This window comes from Saccharothrix saharensis (assembly GCF_006716745.1).
Lineage (GTDB): Bacteria > Actinomycetota > Actinomycetes > Mycobacteriales > Pseudonocardiaceae > Actinosynnema > Actinosynnema saharense.
Genome location: NZ_VFPP01000001.1, coordinates 483,468 through 495,521, shown reverse-complemented (window position 1 = coordinate 495,521; position 12,054 = coordinate 483,468). Strand labels below are relative to the sequence as shown.

The following is a 12,054-nucleotide window of genomic DNA, read 5'->3' as shown; positions in this document are numbered from 1 at the left end:
GTTCACATGTGTTCGGTGATGCGGTCGCGCAGGGGTTTGTCCCCCAGTGCGCGCAGGGCGGCGTCGATGAGGGTGGTGAGGGGGTAGGGCAGTTCGGTGTCGAGGTCGCGGGCGGCTGCGGTGGTGGCGGTCCACTCGGCGTGGAGGGTGGGGAGCAGGGTGCGGGCGTGGTCGGTGAGGTGGACGATGCGGTGGCGGGCGTCGTCGCCGGGTTTGAGGTCGACGAGGCCGTCGCGGCGCATCTGGTTGACGGTCTGGCTGATGGCGGAGTGGGTGACGCCGATGGTGTCGGCGAGGTCGCGGATGGACTGGGGTCCCCTGGTGTGGACGAGTCGGATGACCGGGGTGTAGCGGGGGCGGAAGTCGGGGAGGCCGAGGTCGGTGTAGACGCGGGCGACGTCGGTTTCGAGGAGGTCGAGGAGGTGGCGCAGGCGGGTGCCGAGGAATTGGCCGGCGGGTGTGTGGTCCACTCCCCTAATGTAACAGTGCTGTTGTATCCGTGAGGAGGGGTGGATGTACCCGGAGATCGAGCCGTACGCGCAGGGGATGGTGGACGTCGGTGACGGCAACCTCGTGTTCTGGGCGGAGTGCGGCAACCCGGAGGGCAAGCCGGTGGTGTACCTGCACGGCGGTCCGGGCACGGGCTGCTCCCCCGGCGCGGCGCGGCAGTTCGACCCGCGGGCGTACCGGGTCGTGCTGATGGACCAGCGCGGGAGCGGGCGCAGTCGGCCGCACGCGAGCGAGTACTCGACGGACCTGTCGGTGAACACGACGGCGCACCTGGTGGCCGACATCGAGCGGTTGCGGGAGCACCGGGGCATCGAGCGGTGGATGGTGTTCGGCGGGTCGTGGGGTTCGACGTTGGGGTTGCGGTACGCGCAGTCGTTCCCGCACCGGGTGACGGAGGTCGTGCTGGTGGCGGTGACGACGAGCCGGTACGCGGAGCTGGACTGGCTGTACCACGGGTTGGGGATGTTGTTCCCGGAGCAGTGGGCGAGGTTCCGGGAGGGTGCGGGCGAGGGTGCGACGGACCTGGTGGCGGCCTATGACGCGCTGCTCAACGACCCGGACCCGGCGGTGCGGGGGAAGGCGGCGACGGACTGGACGGACTGGGAGTCCTCGATCGTGTCGCTGGACCCGGACTACCGGCCGGGGCCGCGGATGGCGGATCCGGCGTGGCGGATGGCGTTCGCGAGGTTGTGCGCGCACTACTTCCGGCACCGGGTGTGGTTGGCCGACGGTGAGGTGATGCGGGACGTGGAGCGGTTGCGCGGCATCCCGGCGATCCTGGTGCACGGTCGGCTGGACCTGCAGGGTCCGCTGGGTACGGCGTGGGAGCTGGCCCGCAGGTGGCCGGACGCGGAGTTGGTGGTGGTGCCGGGCGCGTCGCACGCGGCGTCGGACCCGGGGATGGCGGAGGCGGTGGTGGCGGCGACGGACCGGTTCGCGCGGCGATGACGGTCGGGTCAGGGGCGCCAGACGGTGGTGGTGCGGACCTCGACGCCTTCCAGGTCGCGGGGAACCGGCACCGGGTAGGCGTCGACGCGGGTCCAGCCGCGGGGCATGAAGGAGCGGTGGGGGTCGCCGACGAGCACGAGGGTGCCGCGGCGGTGCGCGGCGTGCAGGAACGGTTCGACGCGGGCGGCCATGTCGCGGTCGTAGAACACGTCGCCCGCGAGCAGCACGTCGGTGTCGGGTTCGGTGTCGAGCAGGTCGGCGGTGGTGATGGTGACGGTGACGTCGTTGGCGCGGGCGTTGAGCGCGATGGCGGTCGCGGCGACCGGGTCGATGTCGTTGGCGGTGACCAGGCCGCCCGCGCGGGCGGCGGCGACGGCGACCAGGCCGGAGCCGGAGGCGAGGTCGAGGACGCGGCGGCCGGCCACGAGCCCGGGGTGGTCGAGCACGTGCCGGGCCAGGGCTTGGCCGCCGGCCCACGGGAACGCCCAGAACGGTGGTTCGGGTGCGCCGGTGCGCTCCCACAGGGCGGTCACGTCGTCGGCGGTGTGCAGCACGATGTCCGGGGTCAGCGGCACGGGCCGCGCGGTGGTCGCCGAGCGGACGAAGTGCTCCACTACGCGGAGAGCCGCTGTGGTTCCAGGGCCCGTGACAGGCCGTCCAGGGACAGTCCGACGGCGTCGCACAGCGCCGCCACGGTGAAGAACGCGGGGGTGGGCACGCGGCCGCGTTCGATCTTGCGCAGGGTTTCCACGGAGATGCCGGCGGCCGCGGCGACCTCGACCGTGCTGCGCTGCCCCCGGGCCCGGCGCAGCAGCTCGCCGAGGCGTTCGCCGCGGTCGCGGTCGGACTGGGTGAGGGGCTGTCGCACCATGCCGTGATACTAATACCAGGATAGAAATACCGGCAGCGCGGTGGGAGCACGTGGTGATCGAGTTGAAGAGCCCCGGCGAACTGGACGCGATGCGCGCCGCCGGCCTCGTGGTGGCGGACGCGCTGACCGCGGTCCGCGAGCACGCCCGCGTCGGGGTGTCGCTGCTGGAGCTGGACGAGATCGCCCACGGGGTGATCCGCGACGCCGGGGCCGGGTCGTCGTTCCTGCACTACCTGCCCCCGTTCGCGCCGACCCCGTTCCCCGGTGTCATCTGCGCCTCGGTCAACGACCTGATCGTGCACGGCATCCCCGACGGCTACCGGCTGCGCGACGGCGACCTGGTCAGCATCGACTGCGGCGCCCACCTGGACGGTTGGCACGGCGATTCCGCCATCAGCTTCGTGGTCGGGTCGGCCGACCCGGCGGACCTGCTGCTCGTCGACACCGCCCGGCGCGCGCTGGACGCCGGGATCGCCGCCGCCGTGCCCGGCGCGCGCCTGGGCGACGTCTCCCACGCCGTCGGCGCGATCGGCCGGGCCGCCGGCTACGGCATGCCCGCCGACTTCGGCGGCCACGGCATCGGCCGCGCCATGCACGAGCCGCCCGGCGTGCCCAACGAGGGCGTGCCCGGCCGGGGTCTCACCCTGCGCCCCGGCATGGCCATCGCGATCGAACCGATGTTCCACGCCGGCGGGCGCGACGCCTACTACGCCGCCGAGGACGGCTGGGCCCTGCACACCGTCGACGGCAGCCGCGCCGCCCACGTCGAGCACACCGTCGCCGTCACCGAGGACGGGCCGCGCGTGCTCACAGCCCTCCGGCGACCCGCAGCACCGCGCCCGTCGTGAACGACGCGGCGTCGCTGAGCAGCCACGCCACCGCCTCGGCGATCTCCGCCGGCTCGCCCGGCCGGCCCAGCGGGATGACCGACGCCACCCGGTCGGGCCGGTCCGGCACGCCCGACAGCTCGTGGATCGCGGTGCGCACCGTGCCCGCCGCCACCGCGTTGACCCGGACGCCCCGCGGTCCCAGCTCCTTGGCCAGGCCGACGGTCATCGCGTCCACCGCCGCCTTGCTCGCCGCGTAGTGCACGTACTCGTTCGGCGAGCCCAACGTCGCCGCCGCCGACGACAGCGACACGATCGACCCGCCCGCGACCAGGTCCCGTGCCGCCCGCCGCGCGCACAGCAACGCGCCCACCACGTTCACGTCGACCACGCGCCGCAGGTCCTGCACCCGCAGCTGCGCCAACGGGCCCACCGGGCTGGTGATGCCGGCGTTGATCACCACCCCGGTCACCTGCCCCAGCGCGGCGGCGGCGTCGAACAGGGCGTCCACGTCCGCCTCGTCGGACACCTCGGCCCGCACCGCGACCCCGCCCACCTCCCGCGCCAACGCCTCGGCCCGAGCGGCCGCGGCCCGGTAGCCGATCACCACCCGGTGCCCGTCCGCGGCCACCCGCCGCACCACCGCCGCGCCGATGCCCCGACTCCCGCCGGTCACCACGATCAGGCCAGCCACGCCGTCACCTCCGCGTCCACCACGTCCCGTGCCGTCACCAGCATGTGCGCCAGCCCCGGCACGTCCACCAGCCGGGCGCGCGGAGCCGCCGCGCACAACGCCGCCTGCACCGGCCGGAACGCCGGGTACTCCTCCTCGCCCCGCAGCACCAGCAGCGGCACGTCCAGTTCGGCGGCCCGCGCGAGCACGTCCAACGGCTCCACCGCCGCACGCGCCGCGTCCGTCCAGGTGTAGGACCCGATCGCGCCCCCGTCGATCGACGCCCGCACCACCGCCTCCACCCGCACCGCCGGGTTCACCACGGCCACCCGCCGCACCGGCACCACGCCCCGCACGGCCGTCGTCAGGGCGATGTGCCCGCCCGCCGAACCGCCCACCAGGTCCACCGGCCCGTGCTCGCACCCCCAGCGCTCCCGCGCCGCCCCGACCAGCGCGGGCATGGCGGCCACCGCCGACTCCACCATCGCCGCGTACCCGTCGACCACCTGGTCGGCGCCCTCGCCCCAGGGCGGCAACGCCGCGTACAGCCGCCACGCGTCGACCCCCGTCAACGGCATCGCCTCCGCCATCGCCTCCGGCGTGCCCGGCTCGCCCATCAGGTGCCACACCACCACCAGCCGCCGACCGCCCCGCGCCGGCGGCGCGGCCACGAACCGCACGCCCGACGCCTCACCCGTGATCATCATGACCCCGAACCTACGACCCCGGCGCCCCCGACGGCGTCCACCCAGCGCGAACACCACGCACCCAGCGCCACCACAAGCCGCCCGAACGCGTGAATCCGCACCCCGGTGTCACTCGAACGGCCCCGCCAGGGCACCCTGGGGACGTGACCGAGCCGCGTTGCGCCGCGATCTCCGCGGACCTGGAGGAACCCCAAGCGGGCACCGCCGCCACCGCCGCCGCCTGGATCTGCCTCGAGCAACCCGGACCCTGGGGGCGCGACGCCCTCACCCAGAGCAGGCTCGACCCCGCCCTCGGCGCCGAACTCGCCCGCCGCGCCGCCGACACCGACGTCCGCGTGCTGCTCATCCGCCGCCCCGGCCGTCACGCCGACACCCACCACGACGCGCCCCGCCGCGTCTACCTGGCCGCCACCACCCCCGGCCGGCCCCGGCTCGAACGCGCCGACCTCGCCGATCCCGCCGCCCTGCTCGACCTGGACTTCGCCGCCCTGGCCGCCGGGGAACCCACCGGTATGGGCGTCGCCGTCGCCGACCCGCTGCTGATGGTGTGCGCCAACAGCCGCCGCGACGTCTGCTGCGCCCTGCTCGGCCGGCCGCTGGCCGAAGACCTCGCCGCCACCCGACCCGACGCCGTCTGGGAGTGCACCCACACCGGCGGCCACCGCTTCGCCCCCACCGGCGTGCTGCTGCCCGGCGGCTACACCTACGGCCGCCTCGACACCGACTTCGCCGCCCGCCTGCTCGACCACGCCGCCCGCGGCCACGTCGTCACCGAACGCTGCCGCGGCCGCTCCACCCACACCGCGCACGGCCAGGTCGCCGAACTCGCCGTCCGCGACCTGATCGGCGAGCACCGCGACGTGCTCACCGTGCGCGGCGACACCGTCCACCACGCCGACGGCCGCGCCTGGCACGTCACCGTGGACACCGCCGAGCTACCCGTGAGCCGGCCCGCCGGCTGCGGCGCGGCCCCCACCCCCGCCACCGGGCTCGTCGCCACCGCGGTGCGCCGACTCGTCCCCGTCTCCTGACCGGGCCCGATCCCGGTCCGGCACCGCCGCCCGGAACAACCCCGACCCGACCGCCTCCGGGTCGTCCAGGCCCACCTCGCGCAACGCCTCCTCGGGCAACGCCAGCAACGACACCGCCACCCCCAGGAAGTAGGCGTCCAGCAAACCCGCGTCCCGGGCCGTGCTCGACAACCCCGCCGCCGCGTGCAACCCCGCGCCGGCCCGCGCGTTGGACACCGCCATCCGCCCCAACGCCGCCCGCACACCCGGCCGCCGCACCGCCTCCAGGTACAGCTCCGCCATCGCCAACAACTGCGTGGGGTCCTCCACCACCGCCCGCCGCAACAACGCCGGGTACAGCCGCTCCACGTCCGCGGGCGTGATCCGCTCCGGCGTCGTCTCCCGCAACCGCCGCACCGCCGCCGCGTGCAACGCCGTCATCCGCGCCGCCGCCGCGCCCAACAACGCGTCCCGCGACGGGAAGTAGTTCTTCGTCGTGCCCTCCGGCACCCCCGCCGCCCGGTCCACCGCCCGGTGGGTCAACCCGCGGCCGCCCTCCGCCGCCAACACCGAGATCGCACAGTCGCACAGCAGGTCCCGACGGCTCGTCACGGGGACGGGACCCTAGCCGATCACGGCCGACCCATCACCCCGCCCGGCCCACATCACACCGGCCGGCCCGCCGCCGCCACCACCCGACCCGACTCCACCACCAGCCACACCCCGCACACGCACCGCACGTAATCCACCGTCCCGTGCGACGACACCGGATACACACGCTCGGCACTGGGCCACCCGCAACAAGGGCAACTGGTGTTCACCCCACCAGCGTGATGTCATGGTTCAGTGCATTTCAACCCTTACGGTGGGGCCGCGGCGGAACTCGCCGCCGCCCTCGTCAACGCCGACCCCGACAGCACCGCCGACGACCTGCTCACCCTGCTGCGCGACCACGGCTACAAACCCCTCGGCCACCTCGACGAGCACCAGGCCCGCGAGCTCACCGCCTGGGCCGCCCGCCTCTCACCCGTGTTCGACCACACCCCCGACCAGGTCGACCTGGTCAACGACCTGCTCGCCGAGGCCGCCGCCAAGCCCTACATCTCCACCCACGACGACCGGCCGCCCCACCTGCACTTCGCCCCCGAACACGCACCCACACCGCACCGCGTCCGCGCCTTCACCGCCGCCGGCCTCGCCCACGCCGTCTGCGCCGACCTCGCACGGCTCGGCCGCTGCGCCCGCCCCGGCTGCCGCACCGTCTACGTCGACACCTCCCGCAACGGCCGCCGCCGCTTCTGCACCACCCGCTGCGCCAACCGCGTCCACGTCGCCGACCACCGCACCCGCACCGCCTGACCCGACCGGGCGGACCTACTGCATCACGCGACGGCCGAAGCGGGCGTTGCCGAACTCCGCCGCCTCGCCGATCAACGCCGCCCCCACGTCCGTCCGACCCCGGAACCAGGCGTGCCGGAACCACGCGTCCTGCTGGAACACCACCTCGGCGAACAGCGCCCGACCCCCGAACCGCACGTGCCGGAAGTCCGCCCGCCCCGACACCTCCGCCGCCCGCAGGTCCGCCCGCCCCGACACCTTCGCCCGCGCGAACACCAACTGGTCGGCCACCTGCGCCGCCCGCAACGACACGTTGCCCGCGAACACCGCCAACCCGAACGACGCCGACCGCGCGAACAACGCCTCGGTGAACACCGCGTGCCGCAGGAACCGCGCACCCGCGAACGTCGCGTCCCCCGTCACCGTCATCGCCTCGAACCGCGCGTCACCCACGAACACCGCGCCCGTCAGGTCCACCCGGTTCACCCGGCACCCCGACAGGTCGAAGTCCACCAGGATCGCCCCCGGCGCCACCACGTCCATCCCCGGCCAGAAATCCGCACCCGGCCGCAGGTGCGACACCAGCTCCCGCTGCACCGCCACCCGCCACGGCGCGTCCAACCCCAGGCTCACCCCGCCCCGCAACGCCGCCAACCACGTCGTCACCACCGCCTGCCGCCGCTTCGGCGCCTGCCGGCCGATCTCGGCCAGCAACAACAACCCCTCCCGCTCACCCGCCCGGAACAACCGGTTGGCCTCCCGCCACACCGACACCGGCCCCGGAACCTGCGCACCCGGCCCCACCCGCCGCCGCGCGTGGTCGTCCAACAACGTCTCCGAACGCGACGCGCGCGCATGGCGCACGCCAATCCAGACGATGACCACCGCCACCGCCACCGGCATCAGCCACGACGACATACCCCCGATCATGCCCGTCCCGCGTACGTCCACGGACGTACTTCCCGTCACCGCTTCGTGGCCGATGCCGCGACACGCACCCACCCGGAGCATCGACGACATGGAACCGACCCACACCCCGCCCCGGCGCGCCTCCGACGCCGACCGCGAGCACACCGCCGCCCGGCTGCGCGACGCCGTCGGCGAAGGCCGCCTCACCCTCGCCGAAGCCGACGAACGCATCACCGCCGCCTACACCGCGGTGCACCACCACGACCTCGCCGCCCTCACCGCCGACCTGCCCGCCCCACCACCACCGCCCGCCCCGCCCGCCCCGCCCGCCCGCACACGGCCACCACTGCTGCCCGTTCTCGCGCTGCTGCTCACCGCCGCCTGGATCGCCTCACCCCTGCCCTTCCCGTGGCCGCTGCTGCTGATCGCCCTGCTCGTGCACCGCGCCCGACGCCGCCACACCCCGATCACCCCCGCCGCCTGATCCACACCCGCCCGCCGCTGCCCTAGAGTCCGCCCCATGGACCTGACCGACGCGTGCTTCGCGGGCGCCGCCCGACAGGCCGAACTGCTCCGATCGGGCGCGTTCACCTCGCGCGACCTCGTCGCCGAGTGCCTGCGCCGCATCGACCGGCACGACCGGCGCCTCAACGCGTTCCGGCTCGTGTTCACCGACCGCGCCCTCGCCGACGCCGACCACGCCGACGCCCGCCGCGCCCGCGGCGACGACGCGCCCCTGCTCGGCGTGCCCGTCGCGGTCAAGGAAGACCTCGCCCTCGCCGGCCTGCCCACCACCAAGGGCACCGCCGCCGTCGACACCACCGCCCCCGACGACGCCGAGATCGTCCGCCGCCTGCGCGCCGCCGGCGCCGTCATCGTCGGCCGCACCCGCATGCCCGAACTCGGCCTGTGGCCCCACACCGAGTCCACCTGGGCCGGCGCCACCCGCAACCCCTGGTCACCCGACCACTCACCCGGCGGGTCCAGCGGCGGCTCGGCCGCCGCCGTCGCCGCGGGCCTGGTCGGCGCCGCCATCGGCACCGACGGCGCCGGCTCCATCCGCATCCCCTCCGCCTGCACCGGCCTGTTCGGCCTCAAACCCCAACGCGACCGCGTGCCGCTGACCCCCGACCGCGACGTCTGGAACGGCCTGGTCGTCGCCGGACCCATCACCCGCCACGTCGCCGACGCCGCCCTGCTGCTCGACGTCCTCGACCCCGGCCACGACCACACCGCCGCCGTCACCGACACCCGCCGCCTGCGCATCGCCGTGTCCCTGCGCACCTGGGGCCCCGGCATCGGTGTCCACCCCGAGGTCCGCGACGCCGTGCTCGACACCGCCGGCCTGCTCGCCGACCTCGGCCACGACGTCACCCGCGTCGACCGCGACCTGCACGACATCTCCGGACCCGCCGGGTTCGCCGTGCGCTACCTGCACAGCGCCGCCACCACCGAACAGGCCCTCGACCGACCCGACCGGCTCGACGCCCGCACCCGCGCCGTCGCCGCCCTGGGCCGCGCCCTGCCCGCACCCGCCGTGCGCGCCGCCCTGGCCCACACCACCCGGCTCACCCGCGCCACCGACCGGCTGTTCGCCGAGCACGACCTGCTGCTCACCCCCGTGCTGACCCGGCCACCCCTGCGCATCGGCGAGTGGGACCGACGCCCCACCCTCGCCGCCCTGCTCGCCGCCGCCCGCATGACCACGTTCCTGCCGCTGTGGAACATCACCGGCAACCCCGCCGCCGCCGTCCCCGCCGGCCACACGAGCACCGGCCTGCCCCTGGCCGTCCAACTCGTCGCCGCCACCGACGACGACCGCACCATCCTCACCGCCGCGGGTCAACTCGAACGCGCCCACCCCTGGACCGACCGCCACCCCTGACCCCCGCGAGCCCCACGTCCAGCACCCCCGAGGTCAACGCTCAGGACCCGCCCGTCCCCCGCCGCCGCACCAGCTCCGCCCGCAACCGCCCCACCCACCCCGGCGGACCACCGGGCACCGCCGACTCCGCCTCCACCACCTGCCACAACACCTCGTCCGCGACCCCCACCAGCCCCGTCAACACCTCCTCGCACACCGCGGACCAGTCACCCGCCGACGACGCCACCGCCCGCAACCGCGCATACCCCTCCCACCCCGGATGCGCCTCGAACGCCCTCCGCCGCAACCCCACCGCCCGCCGCACCCACCCCGCGCGCAGGCACTCGTCCACCCCCAAGTCCACCAACCGCGTCGCCGCCCCACGCCCACCCGTGGCCGCCAACCCCCGCTCCACCCACGCCACCGCCTCCGCCGACCGGCCCGCGTCCCGCAACACCGTCGCCACCTGCAGGTAGTGCCACCCCGACGACAGGTCCTTCGACAGCACCACCACCTGCAGGTCCACGTCACCGGTGTGCTCGGCCAGCTCCTCCATCACCCGCAGCAGCGCCCACCGCTCCCGGTCGTAGCGCCCCGTCTCCCCGAACCCGATCACCGGCAACCGCTCGAACCGCGCCACCGCCCGCTCCCGGTAGAACGCCAACCCGTCCTCGCCCAACGCCGACGCGTACGCCGCCAACCGCACCTCCGGCGGCTCGGCGAACCCGGTCTGCAACCACAACAGCCACGCCGCCAGCTCCCGCCCGTCCACCGGCGCCCCGCCACACGCCACCGCGTGCAGGTCCAGCACCCGGTCCACCAACCCCGCCAACGCCGCCCGCCGCGCCCCGCCCTGCGCCGCCGACACCAGCACCTCGACCAGCTCGCGCGCCACCGACGCACCCGACCCGGCCCGCACCACCGCCGACAGCTCCGCCACCACCGCCGCCAACTCGTCCCACCGCACCGACCACGGAACGTCGACACGGGCCAACGCGGCCGCCGCACGACCCGCCAAAGCGTCCACCGCGCCATCCAACCGCACCCCGACCCGCCCCACGAGACCCCACCCGGACGCCCATCCCGTGATCACCCGCCCCGACCACGCGAAAGGGGCGCCGGCACCCACGCCGACGCCCCACCACTGCGTCCAAGATCACCAACCGCGGCCGGTCACTCCCGCGGCTGCCCCGCCTCCCCGGCACCCACCTCACGCGCCACCGACCCCGACCCCAACGCGCCGACGTCCGCCCCGCGCTCCACCGACGGCTGCTCCAACGGCCCCGGCACCTCCTTGCGCGCCACCGCCTCGGCCGCGCGCACCGCCTCGGCCACCGCCGGGTCCGGCGCCGTGTCGAACCAGTCCGCCACCGACGGGTCGTCCCGCTCCGGCGCCGACGTCGCCGGCTGCTCGTAGGCGGGCGGCTCGTAGCGGAACACGCCGTCCTCGCCCGGCGCGCCCAGCATCTTCGCGAACCCCTCCAGCGCCTTGCCGTAGTCCGACGGCACCAGCCACACCTTGTTCGCGTCACCCTGCGCCATCTGCGGCAACGTCTGCAGGTACTGGTAGGCCAGCACCTCCGGCGTCGGCCTGCCCGCCTTGATCGCCGCGAACACCTTCTCGATCGCCTTCGCCTGACCCTGCGCCTGCAGGTACCGGGCCGCCCGCTCACCCTGCGCCCGCAGGATCGCCGACTGCCGCTCGGCCTCCGCGCCCAGGATCGCCGCCTGCTTCGCGCCCTCAGCCGACAGGATCTGCGCCTGCTTCTGACCCTCCGCGGACTTGATCGCCGCCTCCCGCTGGCCCTCCGCGTTCAGGATCATCGCGCGCTTCTCCCGGTCCGCGCGCATCTGCTTCTCCATCGAGTCCCGGATCGAGGGCGGCGGGTCGACCGCCTTCAGCTCCACCCGCGCCACCCGGATGCCCCACCGGCCCGTCGCCTCGTCCAGCACACCGCGCAACTGGTTGTTGATCTGGTCACGGGAGGTCAGCGTCTCCTCCAGGCTCATCCCGCCCACCAGGTTGCGCAGCGTCGTGGTCGCCAACTGCTCCACGCCCACGATGTAGTTCGAGATCTCGTACACCGCCGCCCGCGGGTCGGTCACCTGGAAGTAGACGACCGTGTCGATCGACACCGTCAGGTTGTCCCGGGTGATCACCGGCTGCGGCGGGAACGACACCACCTGCTCGCGCAGGTCGATCCGCGCCCGCACCCGGTCGAAGAACGGCACCAGGATGTTCAACCCCGGCGCGGCGGTCGTGCGGTACCGGCCCAGCCGCTCGATCACCGCGGCCGTGGCCTGCGGGATCACCAGCACCGACTTCACCATGACGACCAGCACGAACAGCACCAGGACCGCGATGACGATCAGCGTCGTGGTCAACTCTCCCCGCCT

At 74.8% G+C, this 12,054-nt stretch carries 15 protein-coding genes; 6 read left to right on the top strand and 9 right to left on the bottom strand.

Going from position 1 to position 12,054, the window contains the following annotated elements; translation table 11 throughout:
• Nucleotides 1-2: 2 nt before the first annotated feature.
• The gene (locus tag FHX81_RS01675) at nt 3-470 is read right to left on the bottom strand and encodes a MarR family winged helix-turn-helix transcriptional regulator (RefSeq protein ID WP_141974885.1); all 468 of its coding nucleotides are present in this window, start codon (nt 468-470) and stop codon (nt 3-5) included.
• 43 nt (nt 471-513) lie between these two features.
• Between FHX81_RS01675 and pip the strand changes: the two genes are divergently transcribed.
• Nucleotides 514-1,458, top strand: coding sequence for a prolyl aminopeptidase (gene pip, locus FHX81_RS01670; protein ID WP_141974884.1), 945 nt, complete (start codon nt 514-516; stop codon nt 1,456-1,458).
• An 8-nt stretch (nt 1,459-1,466) separates the two neighbouring features.
• Here pip and FHX81_RS01665 read toward each other — a convergent pair whose 3' ends face one another.
• Entirely contained in the window at nt 1,467-2,072 is a 606-nt protein-coding gene (locus tag FHX81_RS01665) for a class I SAM-dependent methyltransferase (protein ID WP_141974883.1), read from the bottom strand.
• Entirely contained in the window at nt 2,072-2,329 is a 258-nt protein-coding gene (locus FHX81_RS01660; RefSeq protein ID WP_141974882.1) for a helix-turn-helix domain-containing protein, read from the bottom strand. Before FHX81_RS01660 ends, FHX81_RS01665 begins: the two co-directional genes overlap by 1 nt.
• A gap of 53 nt (nt 2,330-2,382) precedes the next feature.
• Here FHX81_RS01660 and map point away from each other — a divergent pair, with 53 nt between their 5' ends.
• Nucleotides 2,383-3,177 (top strand): type I methionyl aminopeptidase, encoded by a 795-nt coding sequence (gene map / locus FHX81_RS01655; RefSeq protein ID WP_141974881.1) that lies wholly within the window; start codon nt 2,383-2,385, stop codon nt 3,175-3,177.
• On the opposite strand, the gene FHX81_RS01650 is transcribed toward map, so the two are convergent.
• Complete coding sequence (locus FHX81_RS01650; RefSeq protein ID WP_141974880.1) at nt 3,137-3,850, bottom strand: SDR family oxidoreductase; 714 nt, start codon at nt 3,848-3,850, stop codon at nt 3,137-3,139. The genes map and FHX81_RS01650 overlap by 41 nt on opposite strands.
• A complete protein-coding gene (locus tag FHX81_RS01645) occupies nt 3,838-4,536 on the bottom strand; it encodes an alpha/beta fold hydrolase (RefSeq protein ID WP_141974879.1) in 699 nt (232 codons plus the stop codon). The genes FHX81_RS01650 and FHX81_RS01645 overlap by 13 nt, the downstream gene beginning before the upstream one ends.
• Nucleotides 4,537-4,679: 143 nt before the next feature.
• Here FHX81_RS01645 and FHX81_RS01640 point away from each other — a divergent pair, with 143 nt between their 5' ends.
• A complete protein-coding gene (locus FHX81_RS01640; RefSeq protein ID WP_141974878.1) occupies nt 4,680-5,567 on the top strand; it encodes a ferredoxin family protein in 888 nt (295 codons plus the stop codon).
• Here FHX81_RS01640 and FHX81_RS01635 read toward each other — a convergent pair.
• Complete coding sequence (locus FHX81_RS01635) at nt 5,472-6,158, bottom strand: TetR/AcrR family transcriptional regulator (RefSeq protein WP_141974877.1); 687 nt, start codon at nt 6,156-6,158, stop codon at nt 5,472-5,474. The genes FHX81_RS01640 and FHX81_RS01635 overlap by 96 nt on opposite strands.
• Nucleotides 6,159-6,392: 234 nt before the next feature.
• On the opposite strand from FHX81_RS01635, the gene FHX81_RS01630 reads away from it, so the two are divergent.
• A complete protein-coding gene (locus FHX81_RS01630; protein ID WP_141974876.1) occupies nt 6,393-6,905 on the top strand; it encodes a CGNR zinc finger domain-containing protein in 513 nt (170 codons plus the stop codon).
• 15 nt (nt 6,906-6,920) lie between these two features.
• Here FHX81_RS01630 and FHX81_RS42545 read toward each other — a convergent pair whose 3' ends face one another.
• Nucleotides 6,921-7,802, bottom strand: a complete 882-nt coding sequence (locus FHX81_RS42545) for a pentapeptide repeat-containing protein (RefSeq protein WP_141974875.1) — start codon at nt 7,800-7,802, stop codon at nt 6,921-6,923.
• A gap of 100 nt (nt 7,803-7,902) precedes the next feature.
• Between FHX81_RS42545 and FHX81_RS01620 the strand changes: the two genes are divergently transcribed.
• Together FHX81_RS01620 and FHX81_RS01615 are read left to right on the top strand one after the other, a co-directional pair.
• On the top strand, nt 7,903-8,277 hold the full coding sequence (locus FHX81_RS01620) for a DUF1707 SHOCT-like domain-containing protein (protein ID WP_141974874.1): 375 nt from the start codon (nt 7,903-7,905) through the stop codon (nt 8,275-8,277).
• 36 nt (nt 8,278-8,313) lie between these two features.
• Entirely contained in the window at nt 8,314-9,678 is a 1,365-nt protein-coding gene (locus FHX81_RS01615) for an amidase family protein (RefSeq protein WP_141974873.1), read from the top strand.
• A gap of 40 nt (nt 9,679-9,718) precedes the next feature.
• Here FHX81_RS01615 and FHX81_RS40210 read toward each other — a convergent pair whose 3' ends face one another.
• Together FHX81_RS40210 and FHX81_RS01605 are read right to left on the bottom strand one after the other, a co-directional pair.
• Nucleotides 9,719-10,750 carry a hypothetical protein gene (locus FHX81_RS40210; protein WP_170231882.1) on the bottom strand — a complete coding sequence of 344 codons (1,032 nt, stop codon included), beginning with the start codon at nt 10,748-10,750 and terminating at the stop codon, nt 9,719-9,721.
• A gap of 80 nt (nt 10,751-10,830) precedes the next feature.
• Nucleotides 10,831-11,988: an SPFH domain-containing protein gene (locus tag FHX81_RS01605; RefSeq protein ID WP_141983659.1), complete on the bottom strand. Its 1,158-nt coding sequence runs from the start codon at nt 11,986-11,988 to the stop codon at nt 10,831-10,833.
• Nucleotides 11,989-12,054 lie beyond the last annotated feature (66 nt).